At 71.6% G+C, this 20108-nt stretch carries 24 protein-coding genes; 12 read left to right on the top strand and 12 right to left on the bottom strand.

The genetic code is table 11. The features are described 5' to 3' along the window. Window positions 1-45: 45 nt before the first annotated feature. The gene (locus tag ACFRAV_RS02865) at window positions 46-543 is read right to left on the bottom strand and encodes an Lrp/AsnC family transcriptional regulator (RefSeq protein WP_382550961.1); all 498 of its coding nucleotides are present in this window, start codon (window positions 541-543) and stop codon (window positions 46-48) included. Window positions 544-660: 117 nt separating this feature from the next. Here ACFRAV_RS02865 and ACFRAV_RS02860 point away from each other — a divergent pair, with 117 nt between their 5' ends. Both ACFRAV_RS02860 and ACFRAV_RS02855 read left to right on the top strand, forming a co-directional pair. After that, entirely contained in the window at window positions 661-1959 is a 1299-nt protein-coding gene (locus ACFRAV_RS02860; RefSeq protein WP_382550958.1) for a trans-sulfuration enzyme family protein, read from the top strand. Window positions 1960-2174: 215 nt separating this feature from the next. Further along, on the top strand, window positions 2175-2888 hold the full coding sequence (locus ACFRAV_RS02855) for a hypothetical protein (protein ID WP_382550956.1): 714 nt from the start codon (window positions 2175-2177) through the stop codon (window positions 2886-2888). A gap of 72 nt (window positions 2889-2960) precedes the next feature. On the opposite strand, the gene ACFRAV_RS02850 is transcribed toward ACFRAV_RS02855, so the two are convergent. After that, a complete protein-coding gene (locus ACFRAV_RS02850; protein WP_382550953.1) occupies window positions 2961-3281 on the bottom strand; it encodes a hypothetical protein in 321 nt (106 codons plus the stop codon). 688 nt (window positions 3282-3969) lie between these two features. Between ACFRAV_RS02850 and ACFRAV_RS02845 the strand changes: the two genes are divergently transcribed. Further along, window positions 3970-5058, top strand: a complete 1089-nt coding sequence (locus ACFRAV_RS02845; protein WP_382550950.1) for a peptidoglycan-binding protein — start codon at window positions 3970-3972, stop codon at window positions 5056-5058. 232 nt (window positions 5059-5290) lie between these two features. After that, on the top strand, window positions 5291-5806 hold the full coding sequence (locus ACFRAV_RS02840; RefSeq protein ID WP_382550948.1) for a hypothetical protein: 516 nt from the start codon (window positions 5291-5293) through the stop codon (window positions 5804-5806). A gap of 87 nt (window positions 5807-5893) precedes the next feature. Here ACFRAV_RS02840 and ACFRAV_RS02835 read toward each other — a convergent pair whose 3' ends face one another. After that, complete coding sequence (locus ACFRAV_RS02835; protein ID WP_382550945.1) at window positions 5894-6436, bottom strand: GNAT family N-acetyltransferase; 543 nt, start codon at window positions 6434-6436, stop codon at window positions 5894-5896. A 130-nt stretch (window positions 6437-6566) separates the two neighbouring features. Next, window positions 6567-7415, bottom strand: a complete 849-nt coding sequence (locus ACFRAV_RS02830; protein ID WP_382550943.1) for a LysR family transcriptional regulator — start codon at window positions 7413-7415, stop codon at window positions 6567-6569. A 104-nt stretch (window positions 7416-7519) separates the two neighbouring features. On the opposite strand from ACFRAV_RS02830, the gene ACFRAV_RS02825 reads away from it, so the two are divergent. Both ACFRAV_RS02825 and ACFRAV_RS02820 read left to right on the top strand, forming a co-directional pair. After that, window positions 7520-8263: an SDR family oxidoreductase gene (locus ACFRAV_RS02825; protein ID WP_382550941.1), complete on the top strand. Its 744-nt coding sequence runs from the start codon at window positions 7520-7522 to the stop codon at window positions 8261-8263. Window positions 8264-8433: 170 nt separating this feature from the next. Next, window positions 8434-8904, top strand: coding sequence for a MarR family transcriptional regulator (locus ACFRAV_RS02820; RefSeq protein WP_382550939.1), 471 nt, complete (start codon window positions 8434-8436; stop codon window positions 8902-8904). Between the two features lie 112 nt (window positions 8905-9016). Here the strand turns inward: ACFRAV_RS02820 and ACFRAV_RS02815 are convergent, their stop codons facing one another. After that, on the bottom strand, window positions 9017-10009 hold the full coding sequence (locus ACFRAV_RS02815) for an AraC family transcriptional regulator (protein ID WP_382550937.1): 993 nt from the start codon (window positions 10007-10009) through the stop codon (window positions 9017-9019). A 130-nt stretch (window positions 10010-10139) separates the two neighbouring features. On the opposite strand from ACFRAV_RS02815, the gene ACFRAV_RS02810 reads away from it, so the two are divergent. Further along, window positions 10140-10820: an NAD(P)H oxidoreductase gene (locus ACFRAV_RS02810; protein ID WP_382550934.1), complete on the top strand. Its 681-nt coding sequence runs from the start codon at window positions 10140-10142 to the stop codon at window positions 10818-10820. Between the two features lie 89 nt (window positions 10821-10909). Here ACFRAV_RS02810 and ACFRAV_RS02805 read toward each other — a convergent pair whose 3' ends face one another. Both ACFRAV_RS02805 and ACFRAV_RS02800 read right to left on the bottom strand, forming a co-directional pair. After that, window positions 10910-12013, bottom strand: coding sequence for a MerR family transcriptional regulator (locus ACFRAV_RS02805; RefSeq protein WP_382550931.1), 1104 nt, complete (start codon window positions 12011-12013; stop codon window positions 10910-10912). Window positions 12014-12153: 140 nt separating this feature from the next. Further along, a complete protein-coding gene (locus ACFRAV_RS02800) occupies window positions 12154-12801 on the bottom strand; it encodes a hypothetical protein (RefSeq protein WP_382550928.1) in 648 nt (215 codons plus the stop codon). Between the two features lie 264 nt (window positions 12802-13065). Between ACFRAV_RS02800 and ACFRAV_RS02795 the strand changes: the two genes are divergently transcribed. Together ACFRAV_RS02795 and ACFRAV_RS02790 are read left to right on the top strand one after the other, a co-directional pair. Beyond that, on the top strand, window positions 13066-13572 hold the full coding sequence (locus ACFRAV_RS02795; RefSeq protein WP_382550925.1) for a DinB family protein: 507 nt from the start codon (window positions 13066-13068) through the stop codon (window positions 13570-13572). A 121-nt stretch (window positions 13573-13693) separates the two neighbouring features. Continuing rightward, window positions 13694-14071, top strand: coding sequence for a VOC family protein (locus ACFRAV_RS02790; RefSeq protein ID WP_382550922.1), 378 nt, complete (start codon window positions 13694-13696; stop codon window positions 14069-14071). 111 nt (window positions 14072-14182) lie between these two features. Here the strand turns inward: ACFRAV_RS02790 and ACFRAV_RS02785 are convergent, their stop codons facing one another. The 3 genes from ACFRAV_RS02785 to ACFRAV_RS02775 all read right to left on the bottom strand — a co-directional run bounded on the left by ACFRAV_RS02785 (window position 14183) and on the right by ACFRAV_RS02775 (window position 16801). Beyond that, window positions 14183-14578, bottom strand: coding sequence for a protease inhibitor I42 family protein (locus ACFRAV_RS02785; RefSeq protein ID WP_382550919.1), 396 nt, complete (start codon window positions 14576-14578; stop codon window positions 14183-14185). A gap of 217 nt (window positions 14579-14795) precedes the next feature. After that, a complete protein-coding gene (locus tag ACFRAV_RS02780; protein ID WP_382550917.1) occupies window positions 14796-16001 on the bottom strand; it encodes a hypothetical protein in 1206 nt (401 codons plus the stop codon). A 185-nt stretch (window positions 16002-16186) separates the two neighbouring features. After that, the gene (locus ACFRAV_RS02775) at window positions 16187-16801 is read right to left on the bottom strand and encodes a DsbA family protein (protein WP_382550914.1); all 615 of its coding nucleotides are present in this window, start codon (window positions 16799-16801) and stop codon (window positions 16187-16189) included. A 327-nt stretch (window positions 16802-17128) separates the two neighbouring features. Between ACFRAV_RS02775 and ACFRAV_RS02770 the strand changes: the two genes are divergently transcribed. After that, complete coding sequence (locus ACFRAV_RS02770; RefSeq protein ID WP_382550912.1) at window positions 17129-17590, top strand: DUF5707 domain-containing protein; 462 nt, start codon at window positions 17129-17131, stop codon at window positions 17588-17590. A gap of 153 nt (window positions 17591-17743) precedes the next feature. Next, entirely contained in the window at window positions 17744-18055 is a 312-nt protein-coding gene (locus ACFRAV_RS02765) for a hypothetical protein (RefSeq protein ID WP_382550909.1), read from the top strand. A 68-nt stretch (window positions 18056-18123) separates the two neighbouring features. Here the strand turns inward: ACFRAV_RS02765 and ACFRAV_RS02760 are convergent, their stop codons facing one another. Both ACFRAV_RS02760 and ACFRAV_RS02755 read right to left on the bottom strand, forming a co-directional pair. Then, complete coding sequence (locus ACFRAV_RS02760) at window positions 18124-18363, bottom strand: DUF397 domain-containing protein (protein ID WP_382550906.1); 240 nt, start codon at window positions 18361-18363, stop codon at window positions 18124-18126. Next, the gene (locus ACFRAV_RS02755; protein WP_382550904.1) at window positions 18363-19208 is read right to left on the bottom strand and encodes a helix-turn-helix domain-containing protein; all 846 of its coding nucleotides are present in this window, start codon (window positions 19206-19208) and stop codon (window positions 18363-18365) included. Before ACFRAV_RS02755 ends, ACFRAV_RS02760 begins: the two co-directional genes overlap by 1 nt. Window positions 19209-19421: 213 nt before the next feature. On the opposite strand from ACFRAV_RS02755, the gene ACFRAV_RS02750 reads away from it, so the two are divergent. Continuing rightward, the gene (locus ACFRAV_RS02750) at window positions 19422-20066 is read left to right on the top strand and encodes an ATP-binding protein (RefSeq protein ID WP_382550901.1); all 645 of its coding nucleotides are present in this window, start codon (window positions 19422-19424) and stop codon (window positions 20064-20066) included. Window positions 20067-20108: the final 42 nt, after the last annotated feature.

The following is a 20108-nucleotide window of genomic DNA, read 5'->3' as shown; positions in this document are numbered from 1 at the left end:
TCCGCCCGCCCCGCCGTCGTCGAGGGCGTCCAAGGCGTCGAGGGCTCAGTCGGCCGCCGGGTCCGGCACCGGAAGCACCCCGACGCCCTCGCGGCGCTCGAAGATCAGGTGCGTCTCCGTCTGCCGCACCACCCGGTGCACGGTGACGTGCAGCAGGACGAAGTCCCGCAGCGCCTCGGCGTCCGCCACCGCGACGTGCAGGTAGAAGTCGTCCGCCCCGGCCACGTGGAACACCTGGATGACCCCCGGCGTCTTCACCAGGCTCGCGTAGAGCCGGTTCACGTGTTCCGCGTTGTGCCGCTCCAGCCGCACCTTGATCAGCGCCTGCAGCGGGTGTCCGAGCGCCGCGAGGTCGAGCCGCAGCGTCGTCCCCTCCACCACCCCGCGCTCGCGCAGCGCCCGCACCCGGTAGGCGCAGGTCGACTCGGCGAGACCCAGGCGGCGGGCCAGGGCCTTGTTGGTCAGCTCGGGATCCTCGGCGAGCAGACCGACGATCCGGCGGTCCAGCTCGTCGAGAAGCGGCCGCTGCTCTCGTTTTTTCAACGAATTCCCCAGGACGACGGGCGGCCGATCTCACCGGTGACGTCCAATGTCGCCGGGCTCGTTGCCGATTCTGCAGCGATCATGCGTCCTTCCTGTTTCTGGTGCAACGCTCCCGCCATGGGCATCTCTCCTGAGCGCTTCGAGACGCTGGCCGTCCACGCCGGACGCGCGGACCTGACCGAACTGGGCGTGCACGCGCCTCCGATCGACCTGTCCTCCACCAACCCGCTCCCCGACATCGAGCGGGGCGGCGACTCCTACGAGTCGATGGCCACCGGCGGCCGTCCGCTGCCCGACGGCGGCGCGGTCTACCAGCGCCTGTGGAACCCCACCGTCGCCCGCTTCGAAACCGCCCTCGCCGACCTCGAGCAGGCCGAGGCGGCGGTAGCCTTCGCCTCCGGCATGGCCGCCACCACCGCCGCGATCCTCGCCCTGACCGGTGAGAGCGGTAAGCGCCACATCGTGGCCGTCCGCCCCCTGTACGGCGGCACCGACCACTTGCTCGCCTCCGGCCTGCTCGGCGTGGAGACCACCTTCTGCGGCCCCGCCGAGGTGGCCGGCGCGCTCGCCGCCCGCCCCGACACGGCCCTCGTCATCCTCGAGACGCCCGCCAACCCGACCCTCGACCTGGTCGACATCGCCGGCGTCGTGCGGCAGGCCGGGCCGGTGCCGGTGATGGTCGACAACACCTTCGCCACGCCCGTGCTGCAGAACCCCGTCACGCTGGGCGCCTCGCTCGTCCTGCACAGTGCCACCAAGTACCTCGGCGGGCACGGCGACGTCATCGGCGGCGTCATCGCCTGCGACGAGACCACCGCCGAGGCGCTGCGCCGGGTGCGGGCGATCACCGGCGCCCTGCTGCACCCGCTGGCCGGCTACCTCCTGCACCGCGGCCTGGCCACCCTGCCCACCCGGGTCCGCGCCCAGCAGGAGACCGCCCGCGAACTGGCCTCCTGGCTCGGTGGCCACCCGGCCGTGGAACGCGTCTTCTTCCCCGACCTGGACTCCGCCGTGCTCGCGGACGGCCGTACCGGCTCGCTGCGCCACCAGATGCGCGGCCCCGGCGCGATGATCTCCGTCGCGCTGCGCGGCGGCTACGAGGCGGCCAAGCGGCTGACCTCCTCGCTCTCCCTGTTCACCCACGCCGTCTCGCTCGGCGGCGTCGACTCCCTGGTCCAGCACCCGGCCGCGCTCACCCACCGCCCGGTGGCCCCCGAGGCACGTCCCTCGGCGAACGTGGTGCGGCTGTCCATCGGCCTGGAGCACGTCGACGACCTGATCGCCGACCTCGAGACGGCCCTCGCGCCGGCCGCGGCCCCCACGGTGCCCGCGGTCACGCCCGAGGTCCTCCCGCTTTCCGCCCACGCCACCGGACCAGTGCAGGCCCCGGTACCGTCCCCGGCGCCGGTGAGCTGACGCCCCCAGAACCACGGCGGCGGGACGTCTTTGGGAGGGGAATGCCCCGCCGCCGTGCGCGCCCGCGCCCCCCGGGTGCCGAGCGACCCCGGCCCCGTCCGCGGCGCTCCGATGTGTCAAACCCCGCATCGGACGGTCTCAACTCCCTTTCCACCCGCTCCTGTTCTGGGATGCTCGCGCCCGGAGACGTCACGGAGCAGGTGGACGGGGGACCGATGAGGGGCGAACGACGGGCACGCCGGGCCTGGGTGATCTGGCTGCTGCTGCCGGCCGTGGTGCTGGTCGGCTGCGGCCGCAAGGGCGGACGGTTCGACATCGACCTGCCCGGCGGCGGCTCTGACGGCGGCACGAACAGCGGCAGCGGCGGCTACGGCGCGGGCGGCGCGGAGACGACCACCGGCCCGGACCCGGTCGACACGACCCAGGACGCGTTCCGTGCCGTCACCGCCGGGACCTGTCTGCCGGTGAACAGGACGGGCGAGCAGTGGAGCCGGCCCACCCCGCCGGACCCGGTGAGCTGCCGCACCGAGCGGGCGGACCTCTTCCACGTCGACACCGTGCACACCCTGCCCGCGACCTGCCCGTCCGGCGTGGGGCGCGCGGAGTGGACGCACCGGTCGTCGATCACCGGCGAGACGACCACCTTGTGCCTCGACCGAGTCTGGGTGAAGAACTACTGCGTGCTCGCCGAGCAGGAGGGCGACAAGATCACGTCCATCGGCGACACGACCGCGGTCGACTGCGACGCCACCAAGGTGTCGGTCCCCTACAACCAGGTCCTCGTCGTCTCCGGCGCGTACAAGGCGCCGCCCGGCGCGAACGCCGACGACTGCGTGACCGGGGCGGGCGACCGCCGCTGGTACTGGTCCCTGCTCGCCGACGACGGGGACACCCTCGTCTGCTTCACCCAGCCCGACGTGCGGCGGTGACGACCGGCCGGTCCGCGGCGTCGGCACGGCCCGGGACCCGGTCCTCGGCCGTTCCGCGGCGACTCCCGGCCCTCAGCCGCTCCCGCCCCCGGTGACCAGCAGCGCCACCAGCGTGGCGACCAGCGCCAGGACCCCGCCGAAGGCCAGCAGCAGCGAAGGCGTGCGCAGGTCACCGGTGTCCGGCCCGGCGGGGTCCGGAGGCGTCCCGGGCGGGTGCACGATCCCGTCCGGGGTCTCCTGCGCCGAGTCCCAGCCCTCGATGCAGGCCTCGACGCACTCCCCGCACGTCGCCTGCTCCGGGTCCTGCGCCCGCGGCGTCCACGCATCGATGGGCGCGTCGCACATGGCGACCGCGTCCCCCTTCACCGCGATGTGCACCACCGGTTCCCACATACATCCGTCCCCTCGTCGCACGGCACCCGACGGGCACCGTGCGCCCGCGCGGGAACCCCCACCCCCGAACGATCGTCCGCGCGTCACTCTCACACGGCCCTCTGCCGCCCGGCCATACCGCGGTCATCACCAACAGTGGTCTGGACCACCTCGGTCGCGTTGCTCCGTGCGTGCCGACAACGCAGGGGCTGCGAAGGCAGTGGCCGGACGTGGTGTGGGAGGAACCGGCCGGAAGGTCGTGGCGTCACCGCGACGCGACGACGGATTCCGTCGCCCCCGCCGCGCGAGAAGGCCGTCGGGACAGACCACGCCCCACCGTTCGGGACGAACCCGCACCCCGCCGACGTCACGCCGGGAACGAGGGCCGCAGGCGCCGTCCGGGCCCCGTGACCTGCGAGGACACGGCTTCCACGCCCGCCCCGACCACCCCTCCCGCCCCGGACACCGACCGCTTCACGCCACCGGAGGACGAACAACGGAATCCGTCTCAACCTGCGTCATCTGATGCCGCTGTGACGATCGGTCACACGGACGGGACATTGCGCGCGGCCCGTCACCGGCGGATGCGTCTTCCCTACATCGCTGGGCCGGGGGTCCGTTCCTTGCCATTGTCATGACTCGTCGGGAGTCACCGAAGGCCCCCGGCGCACAGCGGTAGTCATCCGTCACACAGGACCTCGGGGGAAGCATGTCTTCGAACAGCAACGCCGCGCGCCGCACTCGCATCGCTCTGATAGGCGTGGCCGCCGCGGGTGTCGCGGCCGGCGCGATCGCCTTCGTGCCCTCCTTCACCGACAGCGGCAGCGGCAAGGACGTCGCGGTGAAGGAAGCGGCCTACGGGGCGGAGCCGGAGGCCGACAGCAAGCTGGTCACCCAGGCCGGCGACCTGGAGACCAAGGCCGCCGCCACCATCACCCGCGACCAGATGATCGCCCGGGCGCAGACCTGGCTGACCGCCAACAACGGCAAGCCGGTCCCGTACAGCATGGAGCGGAACTGGAAGGACGGTTACCGCCAGGACTGCTCGGGCTACGTCTCCATGGCCCTCGCCCTGAACAAGCCGGGCCTGAACACGGTCGGTCTCGCCACGAACAGCAGCGTCACCAAGCGCCTCAGCAGCGTCAGCCAGCTGCAGAAGGGCGACCTGCTGATCGACTACAGCACCACCGACGGCGACTTCCGCCACGTGGTGATCTTCGAGAAGTGGGCCAACACGGCGCACAGCGCCTACTGGGCCTACGAGCAGCGCGGCACCTACGGCACCACCCACCGCCAGCTGAAGTACGGCATCGGCAACGACAACTACGACCCGTTCCGTCCGGTGAAGTTCGGTGGCGGCGGGACCGCGCCGGCCCCGGCCCCGGCGCCCAGCGTCGCCTGGCCGGTCCTGAAGAGCGGCTCCTCGGGCGCCGACGTGCGCTCGGCGCAGTACCTGCTGAAGGCACAGGGCTACACGCTCGACGCGGACGCCAGCTTCGGCCCGAAGACGAAGTCCGCGGTGATCGCCTTCCAGAAGGCCCGCGGCCTCTCCGCGGACGGCGTGATCGGCCCCCTCACCTGGGCCAAGCTGATCAAGACCGTGCAGTCCGGCTCCTCCGGCTCGGCGGTCAAGGCGGCCCAGACCCAGCTGAACGTCTACAACTACGGTCTCGGCGTGGACGGTTCGTTCGGCACGAAGACCAAGTCCGCGACGACCGCCTTCCAGTCCAAGCACAGCCTCACGGTGGACGGCGTCATCGGCCCGAACACCTGGCGCGTCCTGCTCGGCAGCCGCTGAGCGCCCGCTACGCGGCAGCCGCCGAGCGCACTCCTGCCGCCGGCCGCTGAACCCGCTCGTCCCGGCAGCCGCTGACCCGCGGCCCGCCGACCGACTCACGGCCCCTTCCCCGCCACCGCGGAGGGAGGGGCCGTCGGCGTACGTCGTGACCCGGCTGGAGTATGGTCCGCCTGTTCGAGGCGGGGGCGGGAAACCCCGCTGTACCTGCACAAGGCGACGCGGGAGGGGTGTCATGGACGGCTTCGGCCAGTCGACCGACAGCAACTGGAAGCTGACCTACGACGAGGGCGGGGTCCTCGCGGGCCGGTGGTGGAAGTGGGCCATGTCCGCGCCCGCCGACCGGAGCCCGGTCAGCGACACGACGGGTGAGCACGCCGACTGGAAGCAGCCGAAGGACCTCTTTTTCCTCGCCGGAACCTACGGCGGCCGTGTGACGCGGCGCTGCACGGTGCCCTCGGCCCTGCCGCTGTTCTTCCCCGTCATCAACATGCAGTACGTGGCGCGCTACGAGGGAAGGTTCGAGCGCATGACGGTCGCGAAGGCCACCGCCGCGCTCAACGGCGTCCCGATCGACCTGCGCGAGTTCGCCGGGCCGTTCCGCACGGGACTGACCCGCCGCTACGCGTGGGGAGTCTGGGGCGCCGTCGCCCCGCTGACGCCCGGCGAGTACGTCCTGGAGATCAAGGGCAGGTCCACGTCCGGCTTCTGGGTCGACACGACCTACCACCTGGACGTCCGGGCCGCCTGAGCCCGCACGGGGCTCGGACGACGGGGGTCGGACGACGGAGGTCGGACGACGGAGGTCGGGCGGGGCGGCGGGGGTCGGGCGGCGGGTTCAGGCCGCGGGCGTAACCGGGGGCCGCATGCCGAGCCACTGCTCGGCGTCCCAGGCCACGAACCGCTCCACCTCGCCGAAGCCGAGCTTCTCCGCGAGCCGCATGGACCCGACGTTGGCGGACTGGGTGGTGAGCACGACCGGCTCCCCGGGAAGCGCGCCGTCCAGCCAGTCGAGCGCTGCCGCACAGGCTTCGGCGGCGTACCCGCGCCCCCACGCCCGCGGCAGGAAGAGGTAGCCGAGATCCAGTTTCCCCGCCGCGGCCGGGCGCCGGTGCCCCGCCGCCCGCCGGAGCAGGACGTGACCGATCATCTCCCCGTCGAGCTCCACGACGAAGCTCCCAGGCCACTGCTCCGGCACCTCGGGCAGCTCACGCTCGACCTCGTCCCGGTCCCGGGGGCCGCCCAGGTAGGCGTTCACCTCCGCCGACGCCAGCAGCTCGACGAACACCGCACGGTCCCGCGCCTCCGAGGCGCGGAGCACCAGCCGCTCGGTCCTGATCGGCGCGGGCGGCCACGTGGCGACTCCCAGTTCGGTGTACATGCGCGCAGGCTAACAGGCCTGCTCCGCAGGCCAGTTGCCCTCCACCAGGGCATTCGGGCCGGGCCTGGGGCCCACGCATGGCCGGGCGCGGCACGCGCGGGGCGCGGGGGACCGTGGCGGAGCGGGCGGGCTACCGGGTGGTGGCGGCGCGGACCAGCCCCGCGACCGCCGTCGACCGGCTGTGGGGAGGCCAGGCGATCACCGTGGTGACCGGGGGAGCGTCCAGGACGGGCACGGCGACCAGGTCCTCGCGCAGACCGGTGCGGCCGGACTCCGGGACGACGGCGCAGGCGCGGCCGAGGGCGATGAGCTGGGTGAGCTGCGTGTGGTCGCGCACCCGCGGGCCGGGGCCGTCCGGGAAGGACCCGTCGGGACAGGGCCAGCGGGGCAGCGGCAGATCGGGCAGCGCGGTGACCTCGGCGAGCCGCAGGTGGGGGCGGACAGCGAGGGGATGTCCCGCCGGGAGGAGCACGACCTGCCCCTCGGTGTGCAGGTCCTCGGTGTCGAAGCCGGCCGTGTCGTCGAACGGCCGGTGCAGCAGGGCCACGTCGGCCCGGCCGTCGCGCAGCACCCCCGCCTGCTCGCCCGGCCCGCACAGCAGGACGTCCACGGCGACGGCGCCGGGTTCGGCGGCGTAGACGTCGAGGAGCTTCGCCAGCAGTTCGCCCGAGGCGCCCGCCTTCGCGGCCAGGACCACCGAGGGCCGCCCGACGGCGGTGAGGGCCGCCCGGCGGGTGCGCCGCTCGGCGGCCTCGACCGCGTCCAGCGCCGCCCGCGCCTCCCGCAGCAGCACCGCCCCGGCCTCGGTCAGGGAGACGCCCCGGCTCCCGCGCTCCAGCAGGGCGGCGCCCAGACGCCGCTCCAGTGCGCCGATCGCCCGCGACAACGGAGGCTGGGCGATCCCGAGCCGCCCCGCGGCCCGACCGAAGTGCAACTCCTCGGCGACCGCGACGAAATACCGCAACTCACGTGTCTCCACCCCGCCAGCGTAACGGGGCCGATCAGCGGCGATACCCGGCCGGTATCGCCGCGCACCGGATCGGTCTTGGACGTTCCACCCGGTCCGGCAGCAGCATCGAGGTCATGAGCGAGGACGCGAACACGAACCGGAACAAGACCGCCCTGGTGACCGGGGCCAACAAGGGCATCGGCTACGAGATCGCCGCCGGGCTCGGCGCCCTCGGCTGGTCCGTCGGGGTCGGCGCACGGAACGAGGAGCGGCGCGAGGCCGCCGTGGAGAAACTGCGCGCGGACGGGATCGACGCGTTCGGCGTGCCGCTGGACGTGACCGACGACGCGAGCGTGACGGCGGCGGCCCGGCTGCTGGAGGAACGGGCCGGGCGGCTCGACGCCCTGGTCAACAACGCGGGCATCACCGGCGGCGGACCCCAGGAGCCGACCACCGTCGACCTCGACAGGGTCCGGGCGGCCGTGGAGACCAACGTGATCGGGGTCATCCGCGTCACCAACGCCCTGCTGCCGCTGCTGCGCCGCTCGCCCTCGCCGCGGATCGTGAACGTCTCCAGCGGCGTCGGCTCCCTCACGCTGCAGTCCACGCCCGGCGCGGACACCGGCCCGATCTCCGTCGCCTACGCGCCGTCGAAGACCTTCCTCAACGCCGTCACCGTGCAGTACGCCAAGGAACTGGCCGACTCGAACGTCCTGGTCAACGCCGTCTGCCCCGGCTTCACCGCCACCGACCTCAACGGTTTCCGGGGAGTGCGCACCCCGCAGCAGGGCGCGGCCTCCGCGATCCGGCTGGCGACCGTACCGGACGACGGACCGCGGGGCCGCTTCTTCAACGACGACGGCGAGCTCCCGTGGTGAGGTGACGGCGAGGCCCGTGGTGGCGTGACGACGGCGAGGGGCGGTTTCCGGGCCGCCCCTCGCCATCCTCGCCGTCCTCCGCCCTTTGATCTCAACCGAACTCGAGGTCCTACGTTCCTCCCGTGCCGCGCACAGCGCGGGCTCCGACCGAACCACCGGGAGGCAGCCTCATGACGACCCCGCACCCCACCGACGCCGAACTCGCCGCACAGCCCGCCGCGTACTGGACCGGTGTCGCCCACGAGGCGCTCATCGCCCACACCAGGGTCCGGCAGGCCGAAGCCGGGTACACACAGCCCCAGTTCTGGCTGCTCCGCAACCTGTCCCCGCACGACCTCTCCCCGGACGGCGAGGGCATGACCATCCCGCAGCTCCGGGAGGCCATGGCCTCCTACCTCCGGCCGGAGGACGACCTGGCGGCGGAGTCCGAGGTGCTGCTGCGACGGGGATGGCTGACCAGGGACGCCGCGGACCGGCTGCGGCTCACCGAGGCCGGGGAACAGGCCCGCGTCGACCTCGCCCGCAACGCCCCCGCGATCCGCGCCGCCCTCCACGAGGGCATCGACGACGCGGACTACGTCACCACGATGAAGGTGCTGCGGCGGCTGATCCGCAACGCGGGCGGCGGCACGGTCGCCTGACCGGATCGGCGTCACGGGTCGGCATCGCGGGGCGGCGTCGCGGGGCGGCGTCGCGGGTCGGCGGCCGGTCGCCTCGCAGCGCACGGCACCGCACCGCACACGGTGTTCTCCGCTACCGCGCCGCCGCACCGCTCTCCTGTCGCGACGCGAGCGAACCGGACGCTGCCTCGGCCGCCGCGCGACGCCAGACGCTGGGGCTCCGGCCCTTGTGCCGCTTGAACGCGGCGCTGAAGCCGAAGGCGTCGGCATAGCCGACGGCCCTGGCGATCTGCGCGATGCCGAGGTCGGTGTCGGTGTCGGACAGCAGCGTCTCGGCCTCGTCCATGCGGCATTCGGTGACGTAGGCGAGGGGAGGGCGGCCCATCAGAGAGGTGAAGCGCTTGGCGAACAGCGCCCGGGAGACGCCGGCTCGAGCCGCAAGGGAGGCCACCGTCCAGGGCTCGGCAGGCCGGTCGTGGAACGACTGAAGCGCGGGAGCGAGGACCGGATCGGCAAGACCCCGGTACCAGACGGGCGCGTCGGCGCCCGCCCTGTCGAACCAACTGCGCAGGGTGCACACCAGGCCCCAGTCGAGGAGCCGGTCCATCAACGCCTGCGAACCGGGCGTGAGACGGGCGGCGTCGGCGGCGGCCGTCTCCAGCCAGGCACACACCTCGGCGTCCTCCTCGACCACCAGAACGGACGGCAGGGCACGCAGGAGCCGCTCGTGGCGGTGGCCGGAGGCACGGTAGGCGCCCACGACCAGCGCGGTCGCCTCCTCGGAGTCGTCGCCCCACCGGATCCCCCCGAGTTCCTGGGCGCCGCACTCGGAGCTCTCGGCGAAACAGCTGATCTCGTACGCGGCGTGGGAGCGTTCCAAAGTGGCGGGGTGGTCCACGAGGTGGAACGGCCCGGGGCCCTGCACGAGGGCGGTGTGACCCGCGCCGATGGCTCGTCGCGTTCCGTCGGGCAGAACCAGGGCGCCGCCCCCGCCGCGCAGCACGGTGATCATGGTGAGGGGCGCGAGGTCGGTGAAGCGGACGGCCCAGGGCTCCGTGAGCACGACGTTGCTGACGACCGATCCCTCGGCCCGGATTCCGCCCAGCAGCGAACTCAAAGGATCCATGGAGCGACCGTAGACGAACTCCTATGTTCCGGAGCGGTTCTCCCATGGATCATCTGCGCCGGTACGGCTGAACTGGACTCCTGCACCGGAACCGACCAGGACAACTGACCGAGACAACCGGGAGACCACAGTGACGCAGCACGACAGCCCTGCCAGGACAGCCCTCGTCGTCGTCGCACACCACCGCACCGATTCCCTCACCGCGCACACGGCCCGCCGCGCCGCCGCACAGCTCGAAGCCGCCGGCTACCGGGTCGACCTGCTCGACCTGCACGCCGAGGGGTTCGACCCCCGGATGAGCGCGGCGGACCAGCCGGACTGGGGCAACCGGGAGAAGAGGTACTCGGAAGAGGTCCAGTCCCACATGCGACGCGTCCTCGACGCCGATGCCGTCGTCGCCGTCTTCCCGGTGTACTGGCAGAGCGTGCCCGCCCTTCTCAAGGGCTGGATCGACCGGGTGTGGAACTACGGGTTCGCCTACGGCCGCAGCAAGCCCCGGCTCGCCGGCAAGCGCATCCTGTGGCTGGGCCTGGCCGGCGCCCCTTCCGACGATCCGGCCGTGGCAGACATGCGGACCGTCCTCGACAACCACCTGAGCGAGGGCATCGCCTACTACTGCGGCTTCTCCCGCTCCACCGTCGGCCTGCTCACCGACGCGGAGGACCGCCCGCAGCGCGTCGACGCCGAAGGCAACCTCCTGATCGGTGAGGCGATCACGGGCGCGGACCGCGAGGCCCAGTACACGGCGTTCGACCATCGTGCGCAGGAGTTCGTGGAGGCCTTCATCGCCGAGGAACTCGTCGCGGCCTGACGCCCGGGGGAGGCCTGGCGCCCGGAGAGACGCGCCGGCGAGGGGGCACGGTCCGTGCGGCGCGTCCCCCCCCCCGCTGCGCCCCGCGGTCAGTCCTCCAGCCGGACCGGCATCAGGATCGAGAAGGCGTCCTCGGTGTCGGTCCGGCGGACCGCCATGGGCGCGGTGGGGTCGCCGAACTCCAGGACCAGCCGGTCCGTCTCCCCGGCCGCGGCGAGCGCCTGCAACAGGAACACCCGGTTGACGGCAACGTGGTCCTTCCCGCCCGTCCCGTCCTCCCCGCCGTCACCCTCCCCGCGGACGCCCACCGTGCCGTCGTCCGCGACCTCCAGCACGGTGACGTCGAAGGTGACCCCGTCCTGCTCACGCACCTCGCTCGCCCGCACGGGCCCGGTCTCCACCGCCTCCCGCAGGTCTGCGACGTCGACGACGACGCGGCGGCCCGCCGGCAGGTTGACGAGGCGGCGGTAGTCGGGGAACTCGTGGTCGAGGAGTGGCCCGGCGGCCTGACGGCCGCCCGCCTCCAGGGCCACGCGGTCACCGTCCACGGTGAGCTGGGCGGACACGTCCTCGCCGAGCAGCGCCCGCATCGCGTCGACCAGCGGCGACGGCACGACCGCCTGCACCCGCGGTCCGCCGTGCCCGGCGGTCCCGGCCTGCGCGACGGCCATCCGGTACCGGTCGGTCGCCACGACGCGCAGCACGTCGCCCTCCAGGTCGAACAGGAGCCCGCCGAGCATCGGCAGCTCCGGATCGGTGCCCGCGGCGAAGCGGACCGCGTCTACCGCGGCGGCCAGCGCGGAGGCGGGAACGGTCAGCCGGACGGCGTCGGTACGGACCGTGGTCATGGGTTTCTCCCTGTCGTCGAGAAGCGCTCGGAGCGCGGAGAGCTCCCTGCGGGCGTCGGACAGGCCCAGCTCCAGGCGGCGCAGGTGCGCCTCCAGCAGCTTGCGCACCAGACCGGTGTCCGTGCCGGACCAGCCGGCCAGCACCAGCCGGATGTCCGCCAGCGGCATCCCCGCCCGGCGCAGCCGGGCCAGCAACCGGGACTCCTCCAGCTGCTCCGGCGCGTACCAGCGGTAGCCGCTGACCGGATCCACCCAGGCCGGCACCAGCACGCCCGCACGGTCGTAGAACCGCAGGGCGCTGACGCTCAGCCCGCTGTCCCGGGCCATCTCACCAATGCTGCGCATGTCGCTCTCCACACCCAGGAGCCTGGTCCCTCGACCAGGTCGAGGGTCAACAGTGGCCGTTCACGCCCGCTGTCGCGAACGGCTTCGTCGGGCACGGCCGTGGGTCGCTCCGCCGGGCCGGGCCCGGAGCGCCCGCAGCGTCACAGCAGCGCTTCCCGCGTCGCCGCCATGGCCCAGACCCCCGCCACGGTGAACACCCCCGCCGCACTCCACCCGAGCACGCCCATCGGGTTCAGCCCGAGGACGTTGTACGCCAACAGCACGTACGGGACCGACAACACCATCCATCCGCCCAGCAACGGGAACAGCCGCAGCCCGAGCACCGCCACCCACGCCAGGCCCAGCAGCACCCAGCCAAGGATCAGCCACCCCGCGGACGCCAACTCGGTGGTGGTGAAGAACCTCTCGATGTGACCGCCGGCCGTCATCCGCACGACGTCGCCCCGCCAGAGCCGCAGTTCGGCGCGGTCCCCCCGCTCCACGTCGTCGTAGAAGGCCTTTCCGACGCCCAGCTTCTCGGTCCGCTCGCCGAAGCGGACCCGCGCGGAGTAGTTGGTGGTGCACGATTGCGCCCCGTTGGAGTCCGTGGTGCACGACACGCTCTTGCCCAGGCCCAGGACCTCGGCCGTGACCTCGGCGACGCAGTCCTCGGCCGTCCGCCACGACGTGCCGACGGGACACGTCGGGGCCCTCCACTGCTGGGCCACGCCGTCCGCGTTGTCCCCGATCCGGTCGACGCACAGGAACAACCCCGGCACCGCCACCGCGAGGGTCAGCACCCGTGCCACCGCGTGGAGCACCCTCCTCTGCGTCCGGCTCAGGTTCCGGGACCAACGCCTCATGCCTCGTAAGAACACCCCTACGACCCCCCCGACCGGCCTCGCCGGCTCGTCCGGCCAACCAGCGTCCGCCATCCCGCGGGGGGAAGCAATGCCGTGGAGCCGGTCGACCGATGCGCCCCCGCCCGGCGGTGCGGCTCCGGGCATCGGGAGCGGGCGCTGCCGGGGCAAACGCCTCGACACCGGCCCCGGCGATCGGGGACGCTGCACACGATGACCAGAATCGGCGACACCCCTCCCGCCTGGGACGAGCGCACCCAGCTCGTCACCTTCCTCGACTACGCCCGTGACACCGTCCGCGCCAAGTGCGAGGGCGTCTCCGCGGAGAACGCACGCAAGGCCCTCCTGCCGGGCTCACCCCTGATGACCCTGTGCGGAGTGGTCAACCACCTCCGCTGGGTCGAGAACTACTGGTTCCAGGTGGTCTTCCTCGGCGAGGAGGACCAGAGCCCCTGCACCGACGAGGACCCCGACCGCGAGATGCGCGTCGCCGTCGACTTCCCCCTGACGCAACTGCTCGACGAGTACGCCGAACAGAGCGCCCGCTACCGCGAACTGGTCGCCGGTACCGCCCTTGACCAGCGGGCCCGGCGAACCCTCCGCGACGGCCTTCAGCCCGACCTGCGCTGGATCCTCCTCCACCTCATCGAGGAGACGGCCCGCCACAACGGCCACCTGGACATCCTGCGCGAGTTGCTCGACGGCACGACCGGCGACTAGCGCCCGGCCGGCCCGGCCCCGGGGCACCTCGCATCACGCAACTCCCCGCTCCCTCCCGCTGGTTGCTGTCTCGTCCGTCCGCCCCCTGTACGGCGGGAGGCCGCCGTGATCGACTTGGCGCATGAGCTCCCTGATACGTCATGTGACCATCGACGCCGCGGACCCCTACGTTCTCGCGGGCTTCTGGGCCCAGGCCCTGGACGGCTCACTGGCCGACGACGACTTCCCCGGGGACCCGATGGCTCTCGTCACGAGTGCCGGCGCCACCTTGCTGCTCATCAAGGTCGACGACCGCAAGGAAGTGAAGAACCGCGTGCATCTGGATCTCCAGCCCCAGGACCGCACGCGGGACGAGGAGGTCCAGCGCCTGCTCTCGCTCGGTGCCACGCTTCAGGCCGACCACCGGCGGCCGGACGGATCAGGGTGGGTCACGCTGCACGACCCCGAGGGCAACGAGTTCTGCGTGGAACGCAGCGCGGCGGAGATGGCGGAGGACTGACGAGCCGTCCGGCAGCGCACCTGCGACACGGCGCCGGCCAGGCCCGGCAGAAGCATCTGCGCCACCACGTGCCCGCCCGTGCGCCCGTGCGCCCGTCCGCGCCGTTGCCGCCTATCCGACGGTGACGGTGTAGGTGATGCGTTCGGGGGCGTCGGGGGAGTCGGAGGCGGCGTCGCAGGTCTTGAAGCACTGCAGCAGGGTGAACTGCGTGGTCCCCTTGCCCTTGGCCTCGAAGGTGAAGACGGTCGGGATGTTGCTGCCGGGCTGGTCCTTGTACTCGTCTGCGTCCACGTGACGGCTGCCGTGACTGACCAGCACGGAGCTGTCCGGCTGGGGATCGACCAGGTGCCAGGTCCTGCGGGCGGACGGGTTCTCGGTGACCGTGAGGGTGAACTTCTCGCCGGGCTCGGCGTTGATGCCGGTGTTGTCCAGCGGGCGGCTCGTCGGAGAGCCGGAGCCGCAGGCCGTGGCGAGCACGAGGAGCGCGGCGGCCGCCGCGGTCGCCACGGCACCACCTCTGGGCCTGCGTATCCCGCCGGAGGGTATGGGTGCGGAAGCGGTCATGGTGTGACGCCTCTCCGTCCGTTCGTGGTCGCCCGTCCCCGGCGGCCGTGGCCCCGAGTGCCCGACGGCAGACCGCGTCACCTCCTGAACCCCGGATCTCCCGGCTCGCTGTCGGCGAGGCCAGCATGTCACGGCCCTCAGCCCTCTCGCCGCGTGCTCGTCAGAACGCGGGCAATGGTCCAGTTTCCGCGAACTCCCCACCCGCGCACGCCCTTTCGCGCAGGCACGGGCCACAGAGCGTCTCGTCACCCGTCGGGCGGAAGACGGTCACGGAGTAGTGCTCGCCCTCGCACTCCCGCAGGTCGGTGTCCACCGCCGCCGGGAGAGGCGGCATGGCGTCGCGGCGGTCGGAATCGACGGCCGCCGGGGTCGGCGGCCACACGGGCGGTACCTCGCGCAGCAGGTACCGGACCAGGCCGCCGGGACGCAACACGGGCGAGCCGTCGGAGGGCATGCCGCGCAGCAGGTGCGTGCGAATGTCACCGGTGCTGTGCCCGGCCTCCAGCCAGCGCAGCACCAGCCCGGTCAGCTCCCGCCGCATGCCGACGGGGACGCCGCGCAGGTCCGGCGTCAGCCGGGGGAGCGACTCCACGAGCTCCCGCGCCTGGGCGTGCAGCTCGGGGGCGCCGAGGGCATCGGGCGCGGGGTGAGGCTCGGGCCGCGGTTCCCGTTCAGGGTCCGGGTTCCGATCCGCCTCCGCGGCCCACTCCGACCTCGACTCCGGCTCCGCGGCCGGCTTCGGCTCCGCGTCGGGCTCCGGCCCTGACTCCGGCAGAGGTTCCGGCCCCCGCTCCGTCCCCTCCCACGAGGGCTCGAGCCCGGAAGGCTCAGCTTCCACCCCCGGCTCATCCGCAGCCGCAGCCGAACCACCCGCCTCCGCCGGGGAGGGACGGTGGGAAGTCTTCTCAACACAGTCATCGCGGGATGGAAGACCGTCGGCCGGCCGACCACCCGGCCCGCCGACGGCCGGAACGCGGCCACTCGGCGCGACCTGCGAAAACACCCTCGCCGTGCCCTCCGCCCCGACCGGCAACGGCAGCCCCGCCATGATCTTGACCGCCTCCGCCGCCCCCAGCGGCACGCACGAGACGAGCTGCTGCGTGGCCCAGCGCCCCTTGGCCGCCTGCACCCGCCGTTCATGCACGAAGCCCTCCGCCATCAGCTGCCGCTTGGCCTTGGTGAAGGCGGACGCGCCGATCCCGCAGCGCTCCGCCGTGCGCGAGAGGCATTCCCTGGCCTCGGGCGGCAGCGAGAGCTGCCAAGTCAACAAACGGCAGGCGTCGGAACTGAGCCGCGGGTGCCGAATGATGGCGTTGGAGAACGCCGTATAGCCGCGCGTAGGCGCGATAAAGTGCCGGTAAATCACTGGTGGAAGCCGATCCACTCGTGGTCCAGGCCCTCGCGAACGGCTGCAACCGCACGCGGGGGCCGCTCCATACGCACCCAACCCTCGGCACGCCGGAGCACGTTGTCGTCGCGACCGTACAACACACAACGTCGCGTGGCATATGCGGAACGTGACCATTACCTCCGAGGGATTACCCCTGCGGATTACTCACTGTCCGTCGAGAACCGCGCCTCCAGCAGCATGCCGAACGACTCCTTGTCGAAGAGCAGGTCGTACATACCCCCGGTCATCCGGCTGCCGTTGATGACCACCGTGGGAGTGCCCGGACCTCGCGGATCCTCACCGTCGGCGGCCTTGTACGCCTCCTCCGACGCGGTGACGAAGTCCTCGTACTTCATCGTCCTCACGGCGTGGTCGAACGTCTTGCTCCGCAGCCCATCGACCCGGTCGGCCAGCGACAGCAGTGACGCAGTCGTGAAACCGCCCGCGAATTCGATCGCTCCCGCGCTTTCGAACAACACGGCGTGGTACTCGGCGAACTTGTCCGCCTCCAGCGCCGCCCGAAGGGCGTTGACCGCCCTCTTCGAACCGTCCCCACCTATCCGGTCGTCCTTGAACGACGCCAAGGTGTACTCGGCCCGCACCTCTCCCCGGGCCAGCTTCTCGCGCAACGCCGGGCCACCGGTCGCCTCGAACTCTTCCACGACCGGACAGCGCGGGTCCTCGTACAGCTCGACCGTGACCGCTGCGTCGGCGTCACCCACGACGATGGTCGTACCGTCCGCCGCCAGCACCTCTGGAACCTCTTCGGCCTTCATGGGCGGCACCCTTGAACCACACCCCGCCACCACGCCCACGGCTACAGCGGCCGCCAGCGCGGCGGACAGCCCTCTTACAAACCTCACCTGCGGGTTCCCCTCCCCTTGACCGCACGGAGTGTAAGCAACCGGGCTCACAACCCGCACGGAGTTTCTCCCCATCCTCCGCTGCGGTGGCGAGGTCACTCAGACCGACCTGAGTATCCGTGCTCAGGCCGCTCCGGCCACGGGCCGCGAGGATCAGTACAGCGGTGCGGAGCAACGGCGCACCGCCTGCCGCACCGACTTCATCTGCCGCATGACCGCATGACCAACGGGGGTTCTGCCATGTCTCGTCGTACCGTCGTCCTGTCCACGCTCACCGCCGCGCTCCTCGTCGGAGGCGCCGGCGCGTTCGCCGTCGCCCGCACCGCGGACGAGCCGCCCGTCCTCTCCGAGAGCGCGGCCCGCTTCACCGCGCCCACCGCGAAGCGGGACGGCGGCCTCGTCTTCATCACCGACGTCACCGCGCCCTCCGGCGTGAAGAGCCTCAAGGTCCTCGCCTGGCCGGAGGACGGCCCGTTCAGCGAGGCCAAGAACAAGCTGACCGCGAAGGACCTGGCCGAGGTCGAGTCCGCCGACTGCGTCGACGCCGAGGACGACACCGTCGTCTGCACCTACGACGCCCCCGTGACCGCCAAGGACCTCACCGAGTCCCCGCGCGGCACCTGGCACATCGCCACCCTCGCCACCGCCGAGGACGGCACCACCACCTTCGCCGACCGGACGGCCACCTTCACGGTGCGGTGACGGCGGGCCGGGCCTACCGCGATCTCGGCGGTGGGCCCTGCCCCCTCAGAGTGGTGCCGACGGCCGTGGCGAGCACCCTGGCGAAGCCGGCGAACAGGAGGCGGTTTGCCGGAAGTAGCCGCTGTCCTGCCTCCTCACTTCTACGCTCGCCACATGAGAGTGCTCAGTGCGATCGGTATCGGGGTGGCCGGTGCGTTCTGCAGGGAAATCGCCGACTGCTACAAGTCGAGCGAACGGTGCGAATGGACGGAAGAAGACGTGCGATCTCTCGCGGTCCGTGCCGTGCCGCGAATGTTGGTAGGCGGAACCGTGGCAGGGATCCTGTGCTCCACGGTCCCAGGACTCAACTCCGCCCTGTTCCTCCTTGTCGGCGTGGTGGCCGTGGAGCTTGTGCAGAAGGCGCACATCTGGGCACTGCCATTGGTGACGAAGGCGATGCGGTCCGCCGCCACTGGCATGGGGTAGCGCCGAGTGCTGGTTCCGGCGGCCGGCGCGGCTTCATCAGCCGATGCCTGCCCCTTCCTCGATTTCCTCTACCCGATCGGTCCGACAGCCACATCTCGTGGACCACTGCCGTCCTCACCGTCGCGGACACCTCCAACAAACGCACGCCAGCTCGAGGGTCGGAAACTCAGATTCGGGAAGGCCGGACGCTTGGAGTCCCGGACCACGACCCTGTGCTCGGAGACGGAGCATTCGACGCACTCCGTCTCGTTGCCGCCGCTGTAGGACGACTTGAACCACTGGTCGACCTCGGGCGGGTCGATTGCCATCACAATTCCTCTCGCGCTCGCTTGACCATCGCCATGGACGCATCGATGTCCAAGGCTTGTGCGCGGAGGTAGTCGAAGGCAAGACGGTAACGCTCTAGTTCTTCCTCTTTCTCCAGGAAGACGGAGCCGACGTGCAGATCGACGTAGGCAACGTCCAACGAGGGCTCGGTGCCGCCGATCACGACGAAGCTGCCGAGGGCGGCGCAATGCGCGCCCCGGGAGAAAGGGAGGACCTGCAAGGTCACTTGCGGCGAACCGTCGAAGGTGAGGAGTCGGTCGAGCTGCTCCTCCGTGACGCTGGGCGAGCCCACCACGCGGCGGATGACCGACTCGTCGAAAACGGCCCACACGTGCGGAGGGTTCGGGCGGTCCAGGATCTGCTGCCGCTTCATGCGGATGTCGACCAACCGCTCGATGTCCTCGCGGGACCGGCGCCGCTCGTTGGCCTGCTGGAGGGAGGTGGCGTAACCCCGGGTCTGAAGTAGCCCGGGCACGTAGACGCTGCAGAAGTGATCTTGCCGAACGGCCTCGTCCTCCAACGTCAGCAGGAGGTTCATACTCTCGGGAATCGCGTCGCCGAACGAGCTCCACCAGCCCTGCTTCTTGGCTTCCTTGGCGAGCGACACGACCGCCTCGCGCTCTGCGTCGGAGGTGCCGTACTCGCGGCAGAGTGCGTCGACCACAACCCACTTGACCGGGCCGGACTGGGTCTCATACCGGCTCACGGTCGCCTTGGACACATCGACCCGTCGGCCTGCCTCTTCCAGGGTCATCCCTGCCCGGACTCTGAACTTGCGCAACACCGCGCCTAGTTGGCGCCGTCGCGTAGTCACGCGCTGCGACATCTGTCTCCCTCTCGTCTCCGGTCGGGGTCCGGAGATCGCCATCAAGCTAGGGAAGCAGCGGCACGGCTTGTTGGGGATTCACCCGATAGAAGAGTTATGAGAAGTTACATGGCGAGATGTCTCTGTGCCATTCTGCGACGCAGGACGTCACTCGACGGAGCGGTACGGATACGGCAGGCGCAGCCGTGCGTGACTGGTAGGGAGGAGTGGCCCGTGCTCACCTACGGAGTCACCGATGCGGGTCCCCGTCTCCGCTGTGTGCTGCCCTTCGATGCCGACGCCGGCGAGGTGAGACTGCTGCGGAAGGCGGTCACGTCCCAGCTCATTGACTGGGGGGTGCCTGCTGAGACGGCCGTCGAGGCGGTGGAGCCGGCGGTCGCCGAGTTGGCAGGCAATGTCATCAAGCATGTCGGCGAGGGCGTATCAGCCGTCCTGATCGTCGAGTGGTGGCCGGGCCGCCTGAAGATCGAGGTGCACGACAAAGGTCGAGAGGTGCCCGTGCTCCTCACAACCGGCTGTGACGACGAGTGCGGGCGCGGGCTGCACATCGTGTCTGCGCTGGCTGAGGCATGGGGGACCGTACCTACGGCCGGGGGGAAGGTGGTGTGGTGTGAATTCACGCTGCCGGAAGGCATCAGTTGTGACCGGGTGGAGAGGGCCGCACGGGCCGTGCAGGGTTACTGCGGCGCCGATCTGCTTACTCCGTACCCAGGCAGGTCCGAACAGTTCGGCCTTGAGAAGTCGGTGATCGAGCTGATCTGTGACCTGCTGCACTGGACAGCTGCCCGCGGCCAGGATCCTGATGATTTCCTGGATCGCGTCATGGCCTACTACGAAGCCAAGGCCGAAGCCGCCTGAGGAAGGACGGGGCGGCGGCCCCCGGCCGCGTGCCGGAGGCCG

The sequence above is a fragment of the Streptomyces sp. NPDC056600 genome, assembly GCF_042792855.1.
Taxonomy (GTDB): domain Bacteria; phylum Actinomycetota; class Actinomycetes; order Streptomycetales; family Streptomycetaceae; genus Streptomyces.
Note: the sequence above shows the minus strand (reverse complement) of the source record. Positions and strands in the feature narration are given on the sequence as shown.